25 protein-coding genes are annotated in these 21,128 nt (G+C 73.6%); 21 read left to right on the forward strand and 4 right to left on the reverse strand.

From position 1 onward, the window contains the following. Window positions 1-170: 170 nt before the first annotated feature. The 10 genes from MLV88_RS12820 to MLV88_RS12865 all read left to right on the forward strand — a co-directional run bounded on the left by MLV88_RS12820 (window position 171) and on the right by MLV88_RS12865 (window position 8,383). The gene (locus MLV88_RS12820) at window positions 171-1,598 is read left to right on the forward strand and encodes a zinc-ribbon domain-containing protein (RefSeq protein ID WP_242337099.1); all 1,428 of its coding nucleotides are present in this window, start codon (window positions 171-173) and stop codon (window positions 1,596-1,598) included. Window positions 1,599-1,603: 5 nt separating this feature from the next. Then, window positions 1,604-1,945, forward strand: coding sequence for a TFIIB-type zinc ribbon-containing protein (locus MLV88_RS12825; protein ID WP_242337102.1), 342 nt, complete (start codon window positions 1,604-1,606; stop codon window positions 1,943-1,945). 7 nt (window positions 1,946-1,952) lie between these two features. Continuing rightward, entirely contained in the window at window positions 1,953-2,240 is a 288-nt protein-coding gene (gene gatC / locus MLV88_RS12830; protein WP_242337105.1) for an Asp-tRNA(Asn)/Glu-tRNA(Gln) amidotransferase subunit GatC, read from the forward strand. Next, the gene (gene gatA, locus MLV88_RS12835) at window positions 2,237-3,712 is read left to right on the forward strand and encodes an Asp-tRNA(Asn)/Glu-tRNA(Gln) amidotransferase subunit GatA (protein ID WP_243337640.1); all 1,476 of its coding nucleotides are present in this window, start codon (window positions 2,237-2,239) and stop codon (window positions 3,710-3,712) included. The genes gatC and gatA overlap by 4 nt, the downstream gene beginning before the upstream one ends. Window positions 3,713-3,714: 2 nt before the next feature. Then, on the forward strand, window positions 3,715-4,152 hold the full coding sequence (locus MLV88_RS12840) for a hypothetical protein (protein ID WP_242355424.1): 438 nt from the start codon (window positions 3,715-3,717) through the stop codon (window positions 4,150-4,152). Next, complete coding sequence (gene gatB, locus MLV88_RS12845) at window positions 4,152-5,603, forward strand: Asp-tRNA(Asn)/Glu-tRNA(Gln) amidotransferase subunit GatB (protein WP_242355426.1); 1,452 nt, start codon at window positions 4,152-4,154, stop codon at window positions 5,601-5,603. Before MLV88_RS12840 ends, gatB begins: the two co-directional genes overlap by 1 nt. A gap of 76 nt (window positions 5,604-5,679) precedes the next feature. Further along, entirely contained in the window at window positions 5,680-5,892 is a 213-nt protein-coding gene (locus MLV88_RS12850) for a hypothetical protein (RefSeq protein ID WP_242337117.1), read from the forward strand. Then, the gene (mtnA, locus tag MLV88_RS12855; RefSeq protein WP_242337120.1) at window positions 5,889-6,902 is read left to right on the forward strand and encodes an S-methyl-5-thioribose-1-phosphate isomerase; all 1,014 of its coding nucleotides are present in this window, start codon (window positions 5,889-5,891) and stop codon (window positions 6,900-6,902) included. The genes MLV88_RS12850 and mtnA overlap by 4 nt, the downstream gene beginning before the upstream one ends. Before the next feature lie 52 nt (window positions 6,903-6,954). Continuing rightward, window positions 6,955-7,854 (forward strand): potassium transporter, encoded by a 900-nt coding sequence (locus MLV88_RS12860; RefSeq protein WP_242337123.1) that lies wholly within the window; start codon window positions 6,955-6,957, stop codon window positions 7,852-7,854. 64 nt (window positions 7,855-7,918) lie between these two features. After that, window positions 7,919-8,383 (forward strand): YkvA family protein, encoded by a 465-nt coding sequence (locus MLV88_RS12865; RefSeq protein WP_242337126.1) that lies wholly within the window; start codon window positions 7,919-7,921, stop codon window positions 8,381-8,383. A gap of 30 nt (window positions 8,384-8,413) precedes the next feature. Here the strand turns inward: MLV88_RS12865 and MLV88_RS12870 are convergent, their stop codons facing one another. Beyond that, window positions 8,414-9,295 (reverse strand): MBL fold metallo-hydrolase, encoded by an 882-nt coding sequence (locus MLV88_RS12870; protein WP_242337129.1) that lies wholly within the window; start codon window positions 9,293-9,295, stop codon window positions 8,414-8,416. Between the two features lie 59 nt (window positions 9,296-9,354). Next, window positions 9,355-9,849: a hypothetical protein gene (locus MLV88_RS12875; protein ID WP_242337132.1), complete on the reverse strand. Its 495-nt coding sequence runs from the start codon at window positions 9,847-9,849 to the stop codon at window positions 9,355-9,357. A gap of 210 nt (window positions 9,850-10,059) precedes the next feature. Between MLV88_RS12875 and rplU the strand changes: the two genes are divergently transcribed. From rplU to MLV88_RS12905, 6 genes are all read left to right on the forward strand, one after another. Next, on the forward strand, window positions 10,060-10,365 hold the full coding sequence (gene rplU, locus MLV88_RS12880; RefSeq protein WP_242337135.1) for a 50S ribosomal protein L21: 306 nt from the start codon (window positions 10,060-10,062) through the stop codon (window positions 10,363-10,365). Between the two features lie 47 nt (window positions 10,366-10,412). Further along, on the forward strand, window positions 10,413-10,670 hold the full coding sequence (rpmA, locus tag MLV88_RS12885; RefSeq protein WP_242337138.1) for a 50S ribosomal protein L27: 258 nt from the start codon (window positions 10,413-10,415) through the stop codon (window positions 10,668-10,670). A 105-nt stretch (window positions 10,671-10,775) separates the two neighbouring features. Beyond that, on the forward strand, window positions 10,776-11,843 hold the full coding sequence (obgE, locus tag MLV88_RS12890) for a GTPase ObgE (protein WP_242337141.1): 1,068 nt from the start codon (window positions 10,776-10,778) through the stop codon (window positions 11,841-11,843). Further along, a complete protein-coding gene (locus tag MLV88_RS12895; protein WP_242337144.1) occupies window positions 11,840-12,553 on the forward strand; it encodes a TrmH family RNA methyltransferase in 714 nt (237 codons plus the stop codon). The genes obgE and MLV88_RS12895 overlap by 4 nt, the downstream gene beginning before the upstream one ends. A gap of 206 nt (window positions 12,554-12,759) precedes the next feature. Beyond that, the gene (locus MLV88_RS12900; protein ID WP_242337147.1) at window positions 12,760-13,608 is read left to right on the forward strand and encodes a hypothetical protein; all 849 of its coding nucleotides are present in this window, start codon (window positions 12,760-12,762) and stop codon (window positions 13,606-13,608) included. A gap of 146 nt (window positions 13,609-13,754) precedes the next feature. Next, window positions 13,755-14,948, forward strand: coding sequence for an aminotransferase-like domain-containing protein (locus tag MLV88_RS12905; RefSeq protein ID WP_242337150.1), 1,194 nt, complete (start codon window positions 13,755-13,757; stop codon window positions 14,946-14,948). Here the strand turns inward: MLV88_RS12905 and MLV88_RS12910 are convergent. Together MLV88_RS12910 and MLV88_RS12915 are read right to left on the reverse strand one after the other, a co-directional pair. Continuing rightward, the gene (locus tag MLV88_RS12910) at window positions 14,945-15,304 is read right to left on the reverse strand and encodes a hypothetical protein (RefSeq protein WP_242337153.1); all 360 of its coding nucleotides are present in this window, start codon (window positions 15,302-15,304) and stop codon (window positions 14,945-14,947) included. The genes MLV88_RS12905 and MLV88_RS12910 overlap by 4 nt on opposite strands. Beyond that, on the reverse strand, window positions 15,301-16,266 hold the full coding sequence (locus MLV88_RS12915) for an RluA family pseudouridine synthase (protein ID WP_242337155.1): 966 nt from the start codon (window positions 16,264-16,266) through the stop codon (window positions 15,301-15,303). Before MLV88_RS12915 ends, MLV88_RS12910 begins: the two co-directional genes overlap by 4 nt. A gap of 178 nt (window positions 16,267-16,444) precedes the next feature. Between MLV88_RS12915 and MLV88_RS12920 the strand changes: the two genes are divergently transcribed. The 5 genes from MLV88_RS12920 to MLV88_RS12940 all read left to right on the forward strand — a co-directional run bounded on the left by MLV88_RS12920 (window position 16,445) and on the right by MLV88_RS12940 (window position 21,085). Further along, window positions 16,445-17,083, forward strand: a complete 639-nt coding sequence (locus MLV88_RS12920) for a hypothetical protein (RefSeq protein WP_242337157.1) — start codon at window positions 16,445-16,447, stop codon at window positions 17,081-17,083. 249 nt (window positions 17,084-17,332) lie between these two features. Then, window positions 17,333-18,064: a 3-deoxy-manno-octulosonate cytidylyltransferase gene (gene kdsB, locus MLV88_RS12925; RefSeq protein WP_242337159.1), complete on the forward strand. Its 732-nt coding sequence runs from the start codon at window positions 17,333-17,335 to the stop codon at window positions 18,062-18,064. A 20-nt stretch (window positions 18,065-18,084) separates the two neighbouring features. After that, window positions 18,085-19,758 carry a CTP synthase gene (locus tag MLV88_RS12930; RefSeq protein WP_242337161.1) on the forward strand — a complete coding sequence of 558 codons (1,674 nt, stop codon included), beginning with the start codon at window positions 18,085-18,087 and terminating at the stop codon, window positions 19,756-19,758. Beyond that, window positions 19,755-20,585, forward strand: coding sequence for a 3-deoxy-8-phosphooctulonate synthase (gene kdsA, locus MLV88_RS12935; RefSeq protein ID WP_242337163.1), 831 nt, complete (start codon window positions 19,755-19,757; stop codon window positions 20,583-20,585). The genes MLV88_RS12930 and kdsA overlap by 4 nt, the downstream gene beginning before the upstream one ends. After that, window positions 20,582-21,085, forward strand: a complete 504-nt coding sequence (locus MLV88_RS12940; protein WP_242337165.1) for a KdsC family phosphatase — start codon at window positions 20,582-20,584, stop codon at window positions 21,083-21,085. Before kdsA ends, MLV88_RS12940 begins: the two co-directional genes overlap by 4 nt. The last annotated feature ends 43 nt before the right edge of the window (window positions 21,086-21,128 follow it).

The raw sequence follows: 21,128 nt of genomic DNA on the forward strand, positions 1-21,128 counted from the left end.
CCGTGAAACGCCCGCGCCGCGGTGCTGCCACGCGGGCGCACCCGGGCCCGCCTCGAACGGACGAGGTCCCGTCCAGCCGAGGATATCGGGGTGACCCCGGGGGTCAATTTTTCGGCGGACGGCGAAACCTCGCGTAAAATCCGCGGAACTCGCGACTTTTTCGGAGCGCCATGGACGTCCGCTGCGAGCGCTGCAAGGCCCAGTACGTCTTCGACGACGAGCAGATCACGCCGTCGGGGCTGGCGGTCCAGTGCACCAACTGCGGGCACCTCTTCAGGGTGAAGAAGAAGGAGCTCGTGGTGACCGTGCCGGTGAAGCCCGGCGAGCTCGACTTCGCGCCCATGCCGGCGAGCGCGGCCGCGCCCGGCGCGACCGCCTCGGCCGCAGCGCGGAGCAGCGCGCGAGAGTGGCGCGTGAGGCGCCCCGGCGGTGCCGTGCTCACCTGCCGCGAGCTCACGACCGTCCAGAAGTGGATCGTGGAGGGGAAGGTCGCGCGCGAGGACGAGATCTCGGCCGGCGGCGACTCCTGGAGGCGGCTCGGCGAGATCGAGGAGCTCTCGAGCTTCTTCTCGGTGGTGGCGGAGGCGGAGCGCGCTCGAGCGACGCCCGTCGAGACGCCGCGCCCGCCCACGCGCGTGCCGCCACCGCCGCCCTCCGGCTTTCCGCCGCCTGCGCTGCCGCTCCCCCCGCCCGGAGAGCTCACGTGGCCGGCGCGAGCGAGCGAGGCACGCGCGGCCGAGCCGTCGGCGCGGCCTCGCCGCCGGGGCCTGCGCGCCGCTCTCCTCGTCGCGCTCCTGGCGGTCGCCGCGGGCGCCGGGGCCTACGCGCTCGTCCCGGGCAGGATGGGACGGATGGTGCGCGGGGTCCTGGGGCGCGGCCCGACCGAAACCACGATCCCGACCGCGACCGCGACCGCGACCTCAACCCCGACCGCGACCGCGAGCGCGACCCCGTCTGCGACTCCGACCGCGCCCTCGGACGCGCCCGCTACCCCGACGGCGAGCGCGGCGGCGACACCAGCGGCCGACCCCTCCGCAGCGCCAGCCGGGCGCGCCCCCGAGCCCGCGCCTCCCGCTGAAGCCGCCCACGCGGACGGACGCCCTGCTGGCTCACCGGCTGCCCCGGGCCCTGAGCTCTCGCCCTCCGCCACGCCTGCCGTCCTCGCGCCCGGGGCGGCGCCCGCCGCCGTGGTCCCTGCCTCGGCAGAGGCCGCCCCGGCGGCGAAGCCGGCGCGCCCCCGCGGCCCCAAGGCGCTCCTCGCCGAGGCGGGGCGGCTCCGCGCGCGAGGCGATGCCACCGGTGCGCTCGAGCTCTACGGCCGGCTCGTCTCGGACGATCCCGAGAACGTCGCGGCCCTGACGGGCCGGGGGCTGTGCTATCTCGATCTGTCTCGTTACGCCCCGGCCGCGGCCAGCTTCGAGAGCGCGCTGAAGCTCGTCCCGTCGCACGCGGACGCGCTCCTCGGCCTCGCCGAGGCGTACCGGGCGCAGGGACGGGACGCGGACGCCATCCGCTGCTACGAGAGATACCTGGCGGAGCACCCCGACGGCGAAGAGGCCGCCGTCGCGCGCAACGCCATCGCCGAGCTGAGGAGATGACCGACATGCCGGATCGCGGAACCCCTGGGAAGCCGTCCACCACCGAAGACGAGTACTTCGTCCGCGAGGACGCGGAGAAGAAGCGCAGGCTCGCCCTCCAGGTGAAGAAGCAGACCGAGGCGGCCGAGCTGCAGCGGCTCAAGGAGCTGCACTGGATGCGCTGCCCCAAGTGCGGGATGCAGATGCACGAGGTGCGGCTGCGCGGGGTGGACGTCGACGTGTGCTTCTCCTGCAACGGCGTCTTCCTCGACGAGGGAGAGCTGAGCCACCTCGAGAAGCCCGAGTCGAAGGGCGTCATGGCCTCGATCCTGAACTGGTTCAAGCCCGAGACGAAGAAGCCGGTCTAGGCGCGACATGGCCCTCACGCTCGACGAGGTCCGGCGCATCGCGGCGCTGGCGCGGCTCCGGCTTTCGCCGGAAGAGGAGCAGACCTTCGCTGGTCAGCTCTCGGCCATCCTCGATCACGTCGCGCAGCTCTCCGAGCTCGACGTGTCGGGGGTGGAGCCGATGACGCACGCCCTCGCCGAGGGCGTGCCCCTCCGCGCCGACGAGGTCCGCCCCGGCCTCCTTCCCGACGAGGCGCTCGCGAACGCGCCCGCCCGCGAGGACACGTTCTTCGTCGTGCCGAGGATCATCGAGTGAGCGCGCCGTCCACGGAGCTGACCACCCTCTCGCTCGCCGACGCGAGCGCGCTCCTCGCCGGGAGGGGCGCCTCGTCGCGGGAGCTCGTCGCCGCCGCGCTCGACCGCATCGCCGCGACCGACGGCCGGATCGGCGCGTTCCTCCGGACGACGCCCGAGCGCGCCCGCGCGGCCGCGGAGGCCGCCGACGCGCGCGCGGCGAAGGGGGCGCGCCGCTCGCCCCTCGACGGCGTCCCCATCGCCCTCAAGGACATCTTCCTCACGAAGGGCGTCGAGACGACCTGCGCGTCGCGGATCCTCGAGGGCTTCGTCCCGCCCTACGACGCCACCGTCGTCGAGCGGCTCGAGCAGGCCGGCGCCGTGGTCGTCGGCAAGCTCAACATGGACGAGTTCGCGATGGGCTCGTCGAACGAGAACAGCGCGTTCAAGCCGTGTCACAACCCGTACGACCTCGCGCGCACGCCCGGCGGCAGCTCGGGCGGCAGCGCCGCGGCCGTCGCCGCCCGGCAGGTGTACGGGACGCTCGGCACGGACACGGGCGGCTCGATCCGGCTCCCGGCCGCGTTCTGCGGGGCCGTGGGCGTGAAGCCCACCTACGGCCGCGTCTCGCGCTACGGCGTCATCGCCTTCGCCTCCTCGCTCGATCAGGTCGGCCCGCTCGGCCGCACCGTGCGCGACGCGGCGCTCCTGCTCCAGGCCATCGCCGGCCACGACCCGCGCGACCTGACCTCCTCGACCCGGCCCGTGGACGACTACCTCGCAGGCCTCGAGGGCGGCGCGCGCGGGCTGCGCATCGGCGTGCCCCGCGAGTGGCTCGCGGGCGGGCTCGCGCCCGGGGTCGAGCGCGCGGTGCGCGAGGCGCTCGCACGGTACGAGCGGCTCGGCGCGACGCTCGTCGACGTCTCCCTGCCGCACTCGCGCTACGGCATCGCGGCCTACTACCTCATCGCCCCCGCGGAGGCCTCCTCGAACCTCGCCCGCTACGACGGCGTGCGCTTCGGGCTCCGCGCGGGCGAGGCGCGCGGCCTCAAGGAGATGTACTCGGAGACGCGCGAGCGCGGGTTCGGCGCGGAGCCGAAGCGCCGCATCATGCTCGGGACCTACGCGCTCAGCGCGGGCTACTACGACGCCTACTACCTGCGCGCGCAGAAGGTCCGCACCCTCGTCCGGCGAGACTTCGACGAGGCGTTCCGGGCCTGCGACGTGGTCGCCGGCCCGGTCGCGCCCACGGTCGCCTTCCGCCTGGGCGAGAAGACCGCCGATCCGCTGCAGATGTACCTCGCCGACGTGTTCACCATCACCGCGAACCTCGCCGCGCTCCCCGGCCTGTCGGTGCCCTGCGGGCTCGAGCGCGAGAGCGGGATGCCGGTGGGGCTCCAGCTCGTGGGGCGCCCGTTCGACGAGGCGACGCTGCTCCGGGCGGCGCGCGCGCTGGAGCGCGAGGCGGGGCCGCTGCCGGCGCCGGAGGTGTGACCATGACCCGCCGGATCGCCACGCTCCTGTGGGCGGCGCTCCTCGTCCTGCCCGTCGCCTTCCTGGGCGTGGCGGTGACCCGCGCGCGCGGCGCCTCGCCCGGCGGGCACGCCGCGCTGCTCCTCTGGCTCGCCGTCGTCGCGTCGGCCTTCAACGTGGCGCTCTCGCGCGTCATCCCGCCGCGCCTCGAGGCGGCGCGCCGCGGCGGCCGCGACGCGGTCACGCTCACGCGCTTCCTCGTCGCGTGGGCGCTGTGCGAGGCGGCGGCGCTCTGTCCGCTCGTCGCCTATCTCGTCACGCGCGATCCCCGCCTCGTCGTGGTGCTCCTCCTCGACCTGGCGGCGCTCGCCTTCCTCTATCCGAGCGATCGGCGGTGGGACCGGCTCGCGCCGGCCGGCCCCGGCGGCGCCGCGCTCGGGCCACGCCGGGAGGCGCGCTGATGCCGGTCTCGGACTTCCAGGTGGTCCTCGGGCTCGAGGTCCACGCCCAGCTCCTCACCCGCAGCAAGATCTTCTGCGCCTGCTCGACCGCGTTCGGCGCGGCGCCCAACACGCAGGTCTGCCCGGTGTGCCTCGGGCTGCCCGGCGCGCTGCCCGCGCTGAACGCCCAGGTGCTGGAGCTGGCGGTCCGCGCCGGGCTCGCGCTCGGCTGCGAGATCCGCGCGAAGAGCGTGTTCGCGCGGAAGAACTACTTCTACCCGGACCTGCCGAAGGGCTACCAGATCTCGCAGTACGAGCTGCCCATCTGCGTGGGGGGCGGGGTGGAGATCGCGGTCGACGGGGCGACGCGGTCCATCCGGCTCACGCGGATCCACATGGAGGAGGACGCCGGCAAGAACGTGCACGACGTCACGGCGGCCGGCTCCGGCGTCGACCTCAACCGCGCCGGGGTGCCGCTCCTCGAGATCGTCTCGGAGCCGGACCTGCGCTCGATCGACGAGGCCATCGCGTACCTCAAGACCCTGCGCGCGATCCTCATGACGCTCGGGGTGAACGACGGCAACCTGCAGGAGGGCTCGTTCCGCTGCGACGCGAACGTGTCGGTCATGCGGAAGGGCGCGACCGAGCTCGGCACCCGCTGCGAGCTCAAGAACATGAACTCGTTCCGCTTCCTCCGGCAGGCCATCGACTTCGAGGTGCGCCGACAGGTCGAGCTCATCGAGGCGGGCGGCAAGGTCCAGCAGGAGACGCGGCTGTTCGATCCCGATCGCGGCGAGACGCGCTCGATGCGCTCCAAGGAGGAGGCGCACGACTACCGCTACTTCCCCGAGCCGGATCTCCCGCCGGTCCTGGTCGACGAGGCGCTCGTCGAGCGGGTGCGGCGCGCGCTGCCCGAGCTGCCGCGGGCGCGCTCGGCGCGCTACCAGCGAGCGCTCGGGCTCTCCGCCTACGACGCGGAGCTGCTCGTCGCCGACAAGGCGGTGGCCGAGTTCTTCGACGCGACGCTCGCCGCGTACGGCAGCTCGCCGGAGGCGGCCAAGCGGGCGGCGAACTGGCTGAACGGCGACCTCGCCCGGCTCGCGAACGAGCTCGGGCAGGAGCCCGCCGCCTGGCGCATCACGCCGGCGCAGCTCGCCGAGATCCTGCGACTCCAGGACGCGCAGACCATCGGCGGCCCGGGCGCGAAGCAGGTGGTGGAGGAGGTCTTCCGCACCGGCGCCGCGCCGGCCGAGGTCGTGCGCGTGAAGGGGCTCGCGCAGGTGTCGGACGAGGGCGCCATCGAGGCGGCGGTGGATCGCGTGATCGCCGCGAGCGCGGCGGAGGTGGAGCGCTACCGCGGCGGCAACACGAAGCTCCTCGGCTTCTTCGTCGGGCAGGTCATGAAGGAGATGCGGGGCAAGGGCAACCCGGCCGTCGTGAACGCCCTCCTCAAGAAGAAGCTGGGCGAGTAGAGTCCCCGCGCGGGGTCCGCGCGTGACGGCGCCGGCGCGGGCGGTCTCGTGGCGCGGCGACGGATCGGAGCGAGCCATGGCGAGGTGGGCGGGATGGGGCGCCGGGCCGGCCGGTGCGGGCGCGGCGGGTCCGACGAAGGTGTTCCTGGGGATCGCGCTCGTGAGCTGCGTCGTCGTCGCGGGGGTGCTCGCGAGCGAGCGGCGCCTGCCGGCGGCCGCGGTGGCCGCGCTCGCGGCCGTTTACTTCGCCCTGCGGCTCTTCGCGGGGCTCGGAAGGGAGAGGCGATGAACGCGGAGCCGCTCAGGCCGGTGCTCTACGACGAGGCGCGGGACGTGGTCCGCGTGCTCGACCAGCGGCGCCTGCCGGCCGACGAGGTCTGGCTCGAGCTCGCCTCCGCGGACGAGGTCGTGCAGGCCATCAAGGACCTGACGGTGCGCGGCGCCCCCGCCATCGGCGTCGCCGCGGCGTACGCGCTCGCCCTGGAGTCGCGCCGCGGGGCCGAGCCGCCGCGCCTGCGCGAGGCCGCCGAGCGGCTGGTCCACGCGCGCCCCACCGCCGTGAACCTCGCCTGGGCGGTGCGGCGCATGTCGCGCCGGATGGGCCTCGGGGCGGTGGCGCTCCTCAAGGAGGCGCACGCGATCCGGGACGAGGACGAGGCCGCCTGCCGGCGCATCGGCGCGCTCGGCGCGCCGCTCCTCCCGCCGCGCGCGAGCGTCCTCACCCACTGCAACGCCGGCGCGCTCGCCACCGCCGGCTACGGCACCGCCCTCGGCGTCGTCCGCGCGGCCGTGGAGGCGGGGAACGCCGTCACGGTGTTCGCGGACGAGACGCGCCCGTTCCTGCAGGGCGCCCGGCTCACCGCGTGGGAGCTGAAGCGCGACGGGATCCCGGTGACGCTCCTCACCGACGGCATGGCCGGCTGGCTCATGGCGCGCGGAGAGATCGCCTGCGTGGTCGTGGGCGCCGACCGCATCGCCGCGAACGGCGACGTGGCGAACAAGATCGGCACCTACGCCCTCGCCGTGCTCGCCGCGTACCACCACCTGCCGTTCTACGTGGCGGCGCCGTGGAGCACGGTCGACCTGCAGACCGCGGACGGCGCGGCCATCCCCATCGAGGAGCGCGGCGCCGACGAGGTGCTGATGCTCGCCGGCCAGCGCATCGCGCCCGCCGGCGTGCCGGCCCGCTACCCCGCCTTCGACGTCACGCCTGAGCCGCTCGTCACCGCCCTCATCACGGAGCGCGGGGTGGTGCGCCGTCCGTTCGGGCCCGGCCTCGCGGCGCTCGCCGCGAGGTAGGCAAACCGGCGCCTTCCCGCGCCCGACACCCTCCGTCTAACATCCGCGCCGCATGGCCGACATCGGCTCGACCCGGGTGTTCGGGCACGCTCGCCGCAGCGTGAAGATCATCGGGCTCCGGCGGCGCCCGCTCGCGGACCTCTACCACCGGCTCGTGACCGGGAGCTGGACCCGCCTCGTCACGATCTACGCGCTCGTCTTCTTCGGCACGCAGGCGCTGTTCGGGCTCGCGCACCTCGCCCTCGCGGCGGAGTGGCCGCCGGGCGCGTCGGTGATCCCCGCGCTGCTCGCCGCCGCCGACGCGCCGCCCGCGCCGGCGCCGCCCCTCTCCGGCCGCTGGCTCGCCGGCGGCGCGGTCTCCGCGGTCGAGACCTTCGTGCGCTGGCTGCTCGCCGTCATCGGCGCCGGCATCCTCCTCGCCAAGTACTCGCGCATCCCCGCGCGCGTCATCTTCAGCCGGGTCGCGGTCGTCGGCCCGCACGCCGGCGGCCGGGCGCTCCTGTTCCGCATGGCGAACGAGCGGACGAGCCACATCCTCGACGCCAAGGTCTCGGTCATGCTCGTGCGCAACGAGCGCGGCGAGGACGGCGAGGTGGTGCGCCGCGCCCACGATCTCCCCCTCGCGCGCGACGGCTCGGCGCTCTTCTCCCACGCCTGGACGGCGGTCCACCCGGTCACCCGCGAGAGCCCGCTCTTCGGCGAGACGGAGGCGTCGCTCGCCGGCGAGGACGCGGAGCTCGTCGTGACGCTCTCCGGCTACGACGAGGGGCTGACCCGCGTGATCCACGCGCGCCGCACGTACCTGCCCGAGGAGCTCCGCTGGGACGTGCGCTTCCGCGACATCGTGAAGGTGCTCCCCGGCGGAGATCAGGCCGTCGACTACCGCCGCTTCCACGAGGTGGTGGCGATCGAGCCTCCCGGCGAGCGGACCCCGCGGCGCGCCGCGCGCTGAGCTGGCGCCCACCGCGCCTGGGGCGCAGGCGGCCGCGACGGCCCCGCGCTAGATTGGGGAGACGATGGCCACCCGGACCTGCCCCGCCTGCGCGCGCCCGCTCGGCTCCAACGCGGACTGCCTCTCCTGCCGCGAGGCCGCCGCGAGCGAGCTCGCGCGCGAGGCGAAGGACATCACGCCCGAGAGCCTCCCCGGGCGCGCCTCGGCCGCCCGGCGCTTCCTGCGCCGGCCGCCGTGGTACGCGCGCCGCGCGCCGGGCGCGTTCCGCGCGAAGCTCAGGCTCCTCTGGATGGTGCTGCGCGATTACGCGAACGGGACGTACCGGAAGGTGCCGTGGAAGTCCGTCGCCGCGCTCGCCGCCGCGGTGGCCTACGTGCTCTCGCCCGTCGACCTCGTGCCGGACTTCCTCTTCCCGGTGGGCCTCGCGGACGACGCGGTGCTCGTCGCGCTGACCTGGGGGCTCGTGAAGCGCGAGCTGCGCGAGTACTGCGCTTGGAAGGGCCTGTCCCCGGCGCACTTCGGGCTGTAGACGGCGAACGATCCCGGGCGGCGGCGCCTCCTACCGCTCCCGCATCTCCGCGGCGAGGTCGCGGACCGCGGCTTGCGCCGCGTCGATGCTCTGCGCGCGCCAGGGTCGCCCGTGGCCGGGGATGACCCACTCGAACCGGTGCGCCGCGAGCCGCTCCATCGAGCGGGTCTGCGAGTCCCAGTCCCACCAGCACACCGACCGCGACGCGCCGAGCCTCCCCTCGGCATCGCCCCACAGGTGGTCGCCGGTGAAGAGGTACCGCTCGCCGACGAGGAGCGCCGTCGAGCCGGCGGTGTGGCCGGGGACGGGGATGGCGAGGAGGTCGTTCGTGAGGGCGGTGGGCGCGTCGCCCTCGAGCCGGACCTCCACGCCGCGGGTCCCGGCGGTCACGTCGCGCGCGTGGAGCACGCGGGCGCAGCCGAGCGCCTCCGCCCAGCGGGCGTGATCGGCGACGTCGTCGCGGTGACTGAGGAACAGGAAGCGCGCCCCGCCCAGCGCGCGGAGGCGTGCGAGGAGCGGGGCCGTGAAGCGCGGCGAGTCCACGAGCACGTTCCCGCCGCGGCGCAGCACGAGCCACGACGCCGCGCCGAAGGAGGACTCCGCCGCGTAACCGCAGTCGAGGACGTCGGGGGCGTCCTCCGCGAGCGGGACGGGGAGCGCGCGCGAGGCCTCGCGCACTCCCGCGCCGGAGGTGGAGCCGATCGCGGCGACGGGGCAGGAGACGAGCGCGAGGAGGGCCCGCCGCCGCGCCTCGCCGTCAGACGGCTGCGAGGCGACGAAGGCGCGGTCGTCCTCGCCGCCGCCGAACGTCGCGGGCGCGAGGCGGCGGCAGGTGTCGCAGGAGATGCAGCGATCGTCGACGAAGAGATCGCCGGGCGCGTTCTCCGGGACGGCGCGCGTGCGAAGGGCCACGCCGCTCTGATAAGCGGGCGTGGCCCTCGGTTCAGCGGGCTTCGCGCGAGCGCTCCGCCCTAGTGCTTGCCCTTGTGCTTGCCGTTACCGTGGCCGCCGTGGCCGTGGTCGTCGTCGTGATCGCGGTACTCGCGGCGATCGTAGTCCCTGCCGCCGTCGCGGAAGTACGCGGGCGCGGGCTGCGGGCGGCCGCCGTAGTAGGCGGGGCCGTGCTTCTCCCCCTTCCAGCCCTTCTCCGGCTTCCAGTGCTTGTAGTGACCGGGCGGGACCTTCACGAGGGCCACCGGCACCGCGCGGGCGGGCGCCATGACCCAGCCGCCCCGGTGCGAGCGGGAGCGGTACCAGACGTCGTCCTCGCGGACCCAGTAGTAGCCGTTCGTGTAGAACACCTCGTGATCGCACTCGGGCACGACCTGCACGCCCGGGCTGACGACGACGAGCTGGGGCAGGACGACCGGCAGATCGAAGCTGATTCCAGCCGAGGCGCGGAGCTGGGCCTCGGCGATCGACGGCAAAAGGAGCGCTCCGGCGAGCGCGAGCGTGAGCTTTCGCATAAGGGCGGCAGGATCGGGTGATCGGGCGCCCCGCGCAATGTGAGGCGGGGAGGCAGGCGAGCCCACCCCGGGGCGGTCCGGTCCAAGCCCCGGGATTCCTTGACAGCCCCGGCGGCCTGATCGTATATGACCGCCCTTCCGGAGGCCCGGAGGCGCGCCGTTTCGCGGCCGCGCGCTGGTGAAATCCTCCCAGATTTCGAGGAGAAGGCGATGTACGCGGTGATTCGGACCGGCGGGAAGCAGTACCGCGTCGCGCAGGGCGATCGGCTCAAGGTCGAGAAGCTCGCTGGCGACGTCGGCGGCAAGATCAGCTTCGAGGTGCTGCTCGTCGGCGGAGAGGGCGAGGCCAAGATCGGCGCGCCGGTCGTCGCGGGCGCCGCGGTCGAGGGCGAGATCGTCGCCCAGGACAAGCACAAGAAGGTCGTCCACTTCCGCAAGAAGAAGGAAGGCTGGACGAAGAAGCGGGGCCACCGGCAGCCGTACACCGAGGTCCTCATCACGACGGTGCGCGCGTAACGCTCGCGCCCCCGACGACCCGGTTCCGGGTTCAGGTGGAGTAGAAAATGGCTCACAAAAAGGGACAGGGCTCCTCGCGCAACGGCCGTGACTCTCCCGGCCAGCACCGCGGCATCAAGGTCTACGGGTCCGAGAAGGTCGTGGCGGGGAACATCCTCGTCCGCCAGGTCGGCACCCTCGTCCACCCCGGCGCGAACGTCGGGATGGGCAAGGACTTCACGCTCTTCGCGCTCGTGGACGGCACCGTGAAGTACAGCCGCGCCCGGGGCGATCGGCGCTTCGTCTCCATCGTTCCGGGGGCGTAGCGCTCCGCCGCTCCGGTCCGCCCCCGGCGGACGAGGCGGCCTCCACTCATCACGGCGCCGCGGGCCACCCAGGTCCGCGGCGTTCGCGTTTGTAAAAGGCTCCGAATGAAGTTCGTCGACGAGGTCCGCATCCACGTGAAGGCCGGCGACGGCGGCAACGGCGCCGTGGCGTGGCGGCGGGAGAAGTTCATCCCGCGCGGCGGACCGGCCGGCGGCGACGGCGGGAACGGCGGGGACGTGGTGCTGGTCGTCGACCCGCAGCTCTCGACGCTGCTCGACTACCGCTACGTCCGGGAGCACCGCGCGAGGAGCGGCGAGCACGGCCAGGGCTCGGACATGAACGGCAGGGACGGCGACCCGCTCGTCCTGCGCGTGCCGCCGGGCACGGTCGTGAAGGACGCCGGCACCGGCGAGCTCGTCGCGGACCTCGGCGGCGAGGGCGAGCGGCTCGTCGTCGCCAAGGGTGGTCGCGGCGGCCTCGGCAACATGAACTTCGCCACCTCGACGAACCAGGCGCCGCGCTACGCCGAGGACGGCACGCCCGGCGAGGAGCGGGAGCTCGTCCTCGAGCTGAAGCTCCTCGCGGACGTGGGCATCGTCGGCTACCCGAACGCCGGCAAGTCGACGCTCATCAGCCGCATCTCCCGGGCCCGGCCCAAGATCGCGGACTACCCCTTCACGACGCTCGTGCCGAACCTCGGCGTCGTCTCCTGGCGAGGCGAGAAGAGCTTCGTCGTGGCCGACATCCCCGGCCTCATCGAGGGGGCGCACGAGGGCGCTGGGCTCGGCCACCAGTTCCTCCGTCACGTGGAGCGCTGCCGCGTGCTCGTGCACCTCGTCGAGGGCGCGAACCCCGAGGAGGGTCGCTCGCCGAAGGCGGACTACGAGGCCATCAACCGCGAGCTCGCGCTCTACTCGCCGGCCCTCGCGGAGAAGCCGCAGATCCTGGCGGTGACGAAGATCGACGTCCCCGAGTCGCGCGCCGCCGGGGAGAAGCTCAAGAAGGCGTTCGCGCGCCGCAAGCAGCCCGTCGACGTCCACCTCGTGTCGGCGGTCACCGGCGAGGGGATGCCGGAGCTGCTCGACGCGGTGGGGCGCGCCCTCTTCGAGGAGGCGCGGCCGCGGCGCGGCGGCCGAGGGCGCCGGCTCGGGAAGCCGAGGGCCGAGAAGTGAGCCGGCGGGGCGAGGGCGGCGCCGAGCGCGCCGCGGAGGCGCCGGAGCCGGGCGGGCCGGACTTCCTCGTCCCGGAGCGCCGCGCGCGCATCGACGCGGTCGTCGCGAACCGCACCCGGACCCTCACCGTGGTGATGGAGGCGTTCTGCGATCCGCAGAACGTGAACGCCGTCCTCCGCACCTGCGAGGCGTTCGGGATCCAGGAGCTGCACGCGATCGAGGGGCCGATGAAGCCCTTCGACCGCAACAAGAAGATCAGCCAGAACGCGGACAAGTGGCTGGACGTGCGGCGCTGGAGCTCCACGGGAGAGTGCCTCGCGCACCTCAAGGCGGAGGGCTTCGCGATCTACGCCACGCACCTCGGCGAGGGGTCGCGCTCGCTCGACGCGCTGCCCTTCGCCGGCAAGGTTGCGCTCGTCTTCGGCAATGAGCACCGCGGCGTCTCGGCCGAGGCGCTGGCCCTCGCCGACGCCTCGTACGCCATCCCGATGCGCGGGTTCGTGCAGTCGCTCAACGTCTCGGTCGCGGCGGCGGTCTCGCTCGCAAAGGCGGTCGAGCGGCGCGAGGCCGAGCGCGGCCGTCACGGCGACCTCTCCGAGCTCGAGGCGGCGGCGCTGCGCGAGCGCTTCTACGTGCTCGCCGTGAAGCAGCGCGCGAAGATCGCCAAGGCCGAGCGCGCCGAGGCGCGGCGCGCGGCGCACCGGCGCTGAAACGGTGGCCGCGCGCGCCTCGCCCGCGCGTACGAATGCTGGCGCGGGTAGGAGCCCGCCGTGTCCGTATCGGTGGTCCGTCGCGCGGCCGGTGAAGGGCGAGTCGCGGTCTCCGCGCTCAGCCGTGCCGAACCTCCGGGGTGGAAGAGGCGGAGCGCCGCCTGGCATGAACGCCGCATCGCTCGTGGCGCATGACCATCGCTCACGTGCTGCTGCTCGTCACCGCTGCCGCCTCTGCCGTGTCGCCGATCTCGCGCGAGGGGCGGGTCTCTGCGCCCGAGGGGTTCCGCGCCGCGCTACCCGCCGGTTTCGAGTATCTCGTCCAAGCCGGCAACGATGGGCGTCCCATCTACGGGGCAACGGCGCGAGACGGCCGTTCGGCCGTGACCGTCTCCACCTCGGTCGCGCAGAGCTCGTTCGAGTGCGGATCCGAGGAAACGGCAGCACTCGGGCTCGAGGAGTTCACCTCGCGCACCGGGTTGCACGGCTGCAAGATCGTGCGTGCGAGCGAGGACGGCACGGCGGCCCTGGCCTTGGCGCTCGTCGGCTCCGGGCGGGCGGTCGTGTTGGTCACCGCGGCCGCACGCTCAGCCAGCGCGGCGGAGCGCCTCGTCGAACAGGTCACGCATTCCGTCGAGATCCGGCCGGAGCTGGTGCGCGCCGCCGCGGAGGCGGACGACCTCGTGCGCGCGCCCGACCGCCGGCTCATCGGGTGCTTCGATCAGGAACTGGGCGTCGGAACGCTGAACAACGGCGCGCGCTCCTTCAAGAAGCGCTGCTTCCGCGAGGACTTCACGTTCGTCGAGACGACCCAGGTCTTCACGTCCTCCACTACGTACGACGAGCCCAACGGCGATCGGCCGTTCACGACCGCGAATACGGTCGCCCGTGCGACCGGGCTCTCCGCGCCGATCGCGGTCGAAGGGACATGGTGGGCCGAGGACGACATGCTGACGCTGACGTTCGAGGACGGGGACGTGGAGGGCGAGCTCGTGATCGGCGACGCCGGGATGATCTTCCGCGGCAACTTCTGGGAGCGCGGGGGCGAGGAGTGAAGGCGTTCGCCAAGGAGGGCTGGGCCGTCGCTTCGGCGCTGGGTCTCATGTCGCGCCGCGCGCGGCGCCGCTGGCGAAAAATCGTCGGAAACGGGCCGTTCGCGAGTCGAGCGGCCTCCGCCCGCGCTTTCCCCTAGACTGGGGGAATGCCGGCCGCCCCCGAGTACCCCTTCTCCACCCGCGTCGCGTCGCTGAAGAGCTCCGCCATCCGGGAGATCCTGCGCGTCGTCGCCCGCCCCGACGTCATCTCCTTCGCCGGGGGACTGCCCGCGCCCGAGCTCTTCCCGACCGAGGCCCTCGCCTCGCTCGCGCGGGAGCTGCTCTCGTCGCCGCGCGGCCCGGCGGCGCTCCAGTACGCCGAGACCGAGGGCCACGAGGGCCTGCGCGCGCGCATCCTCGGGCGCGTGCCGTTCCCGGTGGGCGCGTTCGGTGACGACGGGGTCCTCGTCACGCAGGGCTCGCAGCAGGGGCTCGATCTCCTCGCCAAGCTGTTCCTCGACCCGGGCGACGAGGTCCTCGTCGAGACTCCTGCCTACCTCGGCGCGCTCCAGGTGTTCCGCTTCTTCGGGGCGCGCGTCACGTTCCTGCCCTGCGACGCCGAGGGGCTCAGGCCCGACGCGCTCGCGGACGCGCTCCGGCGCCGCCCGAAGCTCCTCTACCTCACCCCCACGTTCCAGAACCCGAGCGGCGTCTGCTACCCGGAGGCGCGCCGGCGAGAGGTGCGCGAGGTCCTGCGGAGCTCCGAGGTGATCGTGGCCGAGGACGATCCGTACCGCGACATCTGGTTCGACGAGGCGCCGCCCGCGCCGGTGGTGCTCGGACACGACCCGGCGCGCAGCGTGTACCTCGGCAGCTTCTCCAAGACCGCGGTCCCGGGCCTGCGCGTCGGCTTCCTGCTCGGGCCCCCGGCCATCGTCCGCCGCTGCGTCCTCGCGAAGCAGGCGACGGATCTCCAGACCAACTCGCTCGGCCAGCACCTGCTCTTCGACCTGCTCGGCCAGGAGGGCTTCGCGCGCCACGTCGAGGGGCTCCGGCGCGAGTACCGCGCGCGCCGCGACGCGCTCGACCGCGGCCTCGCGGCGACGCTCGGGGAGCGGCTCACCTGGAACCGGCCCGGGGGCGGCATGTTCCTGTGGGCGCGCCTCACCGGCGGCGGGGACGCCGCGGAGCTCCTCACCCACGCCCTGGCGGAGGGGCTCGCGTTCGTGCCGGGCGGCGAGTTTCACCCGGAGGGCGAGGGCAAGGCCACGCTCCGCCTCAACTTCACCCACAGCGCGCCCGCGCGGATCGCGGAGGGCGTGGCGCGGCTCGGGCGCGCGTTCGGGCGGTGGGGACGCTAGGCCTCCGGCTCTCCGGGGGCTGCCGCCGTTTCCGCCTCCTCCGCCCGCGCGCGGCGCCGCGCGCTCCGCAGCGCCGAGAGGACCGCGACGGCGAGGATGAAGGCGGCGAGCCACGGCGCGCCGCGGTCGAGCTCCCGTCGCAGCACGCTGCGCTCCGCCGCCCAGAAGAGCGCGATCCCGGAGAAGACGAAGGTCGCGCCCGCGGAGAGGAGCCCGCGCGCCACGCGGCCCTTGCCGGGACGGCCCCGGACCAACGCCAGGCGCAGCCCGGCGCCCGCGGCGAGCAGGAGCCCGAGGAGGACGAGCCACAGGCCGGCCACGCCGCCGACGAGCCCGGGGAAATCGTAGAGGGTCATGCGGCCTCCTCGGTGCAGCCGTCCCAGAACGCCGCGAGGTCGGCCGGGAGCGGCACCTCGAGCCGGACCGGCTCCCGCGTGCGCGGGTGCGGGAGCTCGAGCCGCCACGCGTGCAGCGCGTGGCGCGGCAGCCGCAGGCGCGCGCGGTCCTCGTCGGTGAGGGCGTGGCGGGTGAAGCGATCGAAGATGTTCTCGTCGGGCCCGTAGATCTTGTCGCCCACCATGGGCAGGCCGGCGTGCGCGAGGTGGGCGCGGATCTGGTGCTGGCGGCCCGTGCGGGGCCGGCAGGCGAGCAGCGTGACCGGGGTTCCGCCCGCGAGGACGCGCCTCGACAGCACCTCGAAGTCGGTCGCCGACGGGAGCCCGCCCGCGGTCACGTGCATGCGGACGCGCACCGCCGACGCGCCGGTGAGCGCGAGCGGCGCGTCCACCGTGAAGGCGTCCTCGCGCGGCGCGCCCTCGGTGATGGCGAGGTAGGTCTTCGCGACGCGCCCGCCCGCGAAGTCGCGCTTCATGCGCGACGTCCACTCCGGCGCGCTGCCGCAGGCGAGCAGCCCCGAGGTCTCGCGGTCGAGGCGGTGGGCGGGGTCGACCTTCCGGTCCGGGAAGCGCGCCCGGGCGAGCGTGGTGAAGGTGTTCGCCGAGTAGCGGGCGGTGGGGTGCACGGGCAGCCCGGCGGGCTTGTCAACCACGAGGAGCGCGCCGTCGTCGTGGACGACGTCGAAGACCTGCGGCGTCTCCGGCTCGGGCTCGGCGTCCTTGAGGAGCGCGAAGGAGAGGCCCGGCGTGACCCGCGTCGAGGGCTTCAGCCGGCGACCGTCCTCGGTCTCGAGGCGGCGCTCGATGAGCCGCTGCACGCGCTCGCGGGAGAGGCGCCGGATCTTCTCCTGCAGGTAGCGATCGAGCCGCCAGCCCGCGTAGTTCGGCTCGACGGTGAAGCGGACGCGGACGACCTCGGGCACGGGCGGACCATACCACCGCGACCGCGCGGCGGTCGCCGCCGGGCCTGTCGCCGCGGTGCAGGGCGCGGCGACGGTGTCGCACACGCGCCTCCCGCGCGAGCCGGCGCGGACGATGACCGATGAATCCCCGAGCAGGTAACATCGTCCGTTCGTTCGCCCACCCCTCCAGGAGCCAACCATGCGGAAGCTGCTCGCCCTGCTCATCGCCTTCCCCCTCGCCGCGGCCGCCCAGGATCCGGGGCCGCAGCCGCCCTACACGCCAGGGTCGCGCGCGCCGCGCTACGCGCCCGCCCAGCAGCGCGACAACTGGTACATCGGCTTCGGCGTCGGCATGGGGGACGGGAGCGTCTCCGGCCAGGGCGACAGCCTGTCGTTCAAGGAGCTGAACTACGATCGCGACCCGACCCGCCTCGCGCTCAACTTCAAGGTCGGCTGGACCGTCACCCCGCGCCTCCTCCTCGGCCTCGACATCACCGCTGCGCGCGCCCAGGCGAGCGGCAGCGGCCTGACGACCTCCGCCCAGATCACGAACTACGACGCGGTCGCGACGTTCTTCCCCATGGAGCGGGGCTTCTTCGTGCGCGGCGGCCTCGGCCTGTCCGCGCTGTCCCTCGCGTACGACGACGGGTTCGACGACGTCACGGACACCTACGGCGGCACGAACATCCTCGGCGGCCTCGGCTACGCGTTCTGGCTCGGGAAGCAGTTCAACCTGACCGTGAACCTGGACGCCTCGAAGCAGTTCTACGGCTCGAGCGACACGGCGCCGGAAGGCTCCCAGTTCTGGATGCTGTACGCCGGCTTCGACTGGTACTAGGGCTCCGCGTACGCCGACGTCTCGCGCGCCGGGCCTCGAGGGGGGCCCGGCGCAGAGCGAGCGAACCGCGCCGGCGCGTGGCGCCCGCGGCAGACGGGCGCCGTTCGCCGACCCGGGTGCCCCGACGCGAGGGCCTGGGCCCGCGAGCCGCCACGCGCACGCTCTCTCGCGCGGAGTGGGATCCACATAGGCCGTGCGGCAGTCGCGGGTTGACGCGATCGGTCCCTTCCCGTACTTTGCGGTCCCGGTTTGAGACGCATCGCCGTCATCATCCCGGCCCGGTTCGGAGCCCAGCGCTTCCCCGGAAAGCCCCTCGCCGAACTGGCAGGCCTGCCCCTGATCGCCCATGTGGTCGACCGGGCGCGTGCTGCGCGTGGCGTCGACGCCGTCGCGGTCGCGACGGACGATGACCGCATCGCACGTGCCGCGGCCGCCGCGGGCGCGGAGGCGATCCTGACGGGTCCGGCGAGCACCGGGACGGACCGGGTGGCGGAGGCGGCGCGGCGGCTCGCGCCGGCGCCGGACGTCGTGGTGAACCTGCAGGGCGACGAGCCGCTCATCGAGCCGGCGGCGATCGAGACGCTCGTCCGGGCGATGGACGGCGACGTCGAGATGGCGACGCTCGCCCGCCCGCTCGAGCCGGAGGAGCTCGAGCGGACGCAGGTCGTGAAGGTGGTGACCGATCTGCGGGGCGACGCGCTCTACTTCTCTCGCGCGCCGATCCCGCACCGCCGCGCGGGCGGACAGAGCCCGCTCGCGCGCGCGCACGTGGGCATCTACGCGTTCACCGCCGCGTTCCTCCAGCAGTTCGCCGCGTTGCCGCCCGGGCGGCTCGAGGCGGAGGAGTCGCTCGAGCAGCTGCGCGCGCTCGAGCACGGGCACAGGATCCGCGTGGCCGACACCGCCTACCGGGGTTTCGGCATCGACACGCCAGAGGACCTCGACCGGGCGCGGGCGCTGCTCGCCGCCGGTCGCGCATGAGTGAGGGGAAGGGGACACGGATGGTGAAGCGAGGCAAGAAGACCAAGTACCTGTTCGTCACCGGCGGCGTCGTGAGCTCGCTCGGGAAGGGCCTCGCGGCCGCGTCCATCGGCGCGCTCCTCGAGAACCGGGGGCTCGAGGTCACGCACCTCAAGCTCGACCCGTACATCAACGTCGATCCCGGGACGATGAGCCCGTTCCAGCACGGCGAGGTGTACGTCACCGACGACGGCGCGGAGACGGACCTCGACCTCGGGCACTACGAGCGCTTCACCAGCGCCAAGATGACCCGGAAGAACAACTACACGACCGGGCGCATCTACTCGAACGTCATCCAGCGCGAGCGGCGCGGCGAGTACCTGGGGAAGACCGTGCAGGTCATCCCCCACATCACCGACGAGATCAAGGCGGTCATCCGCGAGGCGGCGGGCGGCGTCGACATCCTCATCGTGGAGGTCGGCGGCACCGTGGGCGACATCGAGTCGCTGCCGTTCCTCGAGGCGATCCGCCAGATGAAGTACGACGTGGGCGAGGAGAACGCGGTCTACGCGCACCTCACGCTCGTGCCGTTCATCGCCGCCGCCGGCGAGCTCAAGACGAAGCCCACCCAGCACTCCGTGAAGGAGCTGCGCGAGATCGGCATCCAGCCGGACCTCCTGCTCTGCCGCTCGGATCGCGAGATCTCGCGGGAGATGAAGGACAAGATCGCGCTCTTCTGCAACGTGGACCCGTCGGCGGTGTTCACCGCGCTCGACGTGAAGTCGATCTACGAGGTGCCGCTCGAGCTCCACAAGGAGGGGCTCGACGACAAGCTCGCCGAGCTCTTCAACATCTGGAGCCGGGCGCCGCGCCTCGACAAGTGGGAGCAGATCGTCCAGAAGGTGAAGGCGCCCAAGCACGGCGAGGTGCGCATCGGCGTGGTCGGCAAGTACGTCGAGCTGCACGAGAGCTACAAGAGCCTCAACGAGGCGCTCGTGCACGGCGGCATCGCCGGCGACGTGCGGGTGACGCAGGTCTTCATCGACTCGACGAAGCTCGAGGAGGGCGATCTCTCCGAGCTCGACCAGGTGGACGCGATCCTCGTCCCCGGCGGCTTCGGCGTGCGCGGCACGGAGGGGAAGATCCTCGCGGTGCACCACGCGCGCGAGCACAAGATCCCGTTCTTCGGGATCTGCCTCGGCCTGCAGATGGCGGTCATCGAGTTCGGGCGCACCGTGCTCGGCCTCGAGCGCGCGAACTCGCTCGAGTTCGACGAGCAGACGCCGCACCCGGTCGTCACGCTCATGGAGGCGCAGAAGGCCGTGGCCGAGAAGGGCGGCACCATGCGGCTCGGCAGCTACCCCTGCGCCCTCAAGGAGGGGACGAAGGCGCGCGAGCTGTACGGCGTCGAGCTCGTCCAGGAGCGCCACCGCCACCGGTACGAGTTCAACAACGCCTACCGCGCGCAGTACGAGGCGCAGGGGATGGTGTTCTCCGGGACGAACCCCGAGCTCAACCTCGTCGAGATGATCGAGCTCAACAACCACCCGCACTTCGTAGGCTGCCAGTTCCACCCCGAGTTCAAGTCGAAGCCGTTCGCCCCCCACCCGCTCTTCGCCGGGTTCGTGCGCGCGGCGCGCGAGCACCGCGACCAGCAGGCCGGCCGCCACGCGGCGGTGACGAAGCTCCCGGTCGGGAAGAACGTCCAGGGATGAGCGAGCGCGTTCTCGCCCGCATCGGCGGGCACGAGGTCGGCGACGGCCGGCGGCTCCTCCTCATCGCGGGGCCGTGCGTCATGGAGTCCGAGGCCCACGCGCTCGCGCACGCGCGCAAGGTGAAGGCGCTCGCCGAGAAGCACGGGCTCCCCGCGGTGTTCAAGGCGAGCTTCGACAAGGCGAACCGCTCCTCCGGCAAGAGCTACCGCGGCGTCGGGCTCGAGCGGGGGCTCGCCGCGTTCGAGGCGGTGAAGCGCGAGACCGGCCTCCCCTGCACGACCGACGTCCACGAGACCTGGCAGGCGGAGGCGGCCGGGCGCGTGGTGGACGTGCTGCAGGTGCCGGCGTTCCTCTGCCGGCAAACGGATCTCGTCCTCGCCTGCGCGCGCCACGGCAAGAGCGTCTCCGTGAAGAAGGGGCAGTTCCTCGCGCCGCGGGAGATGCGCCACGCGGTGGCCAAGTGCCGCGAGGCCGGCCAGGAGAACGTGCTCCTCGTCGAGCGCGGCGCCACCTTCGGCTACGGCAACCTCGTCGTCGACATGCGCGGGCTCGTGATCATGCGCGAGCTCGGCGTGCCGGTGTGCCTCGACGCGACGCACTCGGTGCAGCTCCCGGGCGGCGGCGGGGACACCACCGGCGGCGAGCGGCAGTACGTGGCGCCGCTCGCGCGCGCCGCCGCCGCGGTCGGCATCGACGCGCTCTTCATCGAGATCCACGAGGACCCCGCGCTGGCGAAGTCCGACGGCCCGAACTCGCTCGACTTCGACATGGCGGACCGGCTCCTCACCGAGGTGCTCGCGGTCCGGCGCGCCCTGGGGCAGCCGTGAGCCCGCAGGACGACCTCCTCGCGCGCGCCGCGCGCGTGCGGCTCGTCCTGCTCGACGTGGACGGCGTCCTCACCGACGGGCGGATCTGGTACGGCCCCGAGGGCGAGGCGCTGAAGGCGTTCGACGTGCGGGACGGGCACGGCGTCGTGCTCCTCCGCGACCACGTGGACTTCGGCGTCATCTCCGGCCGGCCGGGGAAGGCGACCGAGGTCCGGCTCGTGGAGCTCCGCTTCAAGCACCTCATCTTCGGCGAGCGCGACAAGCTCGAGGGCTACGCCCGCCTCGCGCACCTGGGCCTTCCGGACGAGGCGGTCGCGTACATGGGCGACGACGTGAACGACGTGCCGCTCCTCCGCCGGGTGGGGCTCGCCGCGGCGCCCGCCGACGCCCGCCCCGAGGCGAGGGCCGCCGCGCACCTCGTCACCGCGGCCCCGGGCGGCCGCGGCGCCGTCCGGGAGCTCTGCGACCTGCTCCTCGCAGCGAAGCACATCGCCGTCTAGCCCGCACGAGGGGGGCGCGCGCGAGCGCGCCGAAACCCTCGAA

Source organism: Anaeromyxobacter soli (assembly GCF_022808855.1).
In the GTDB taxonomy this organism is placed as follows: Bacteria; Myxococcota; Myxococcia; order Myxococcales; family Anaeromyxobacteraceae; genus Anaeromyxobacter; species Anaeromyxobacter soli.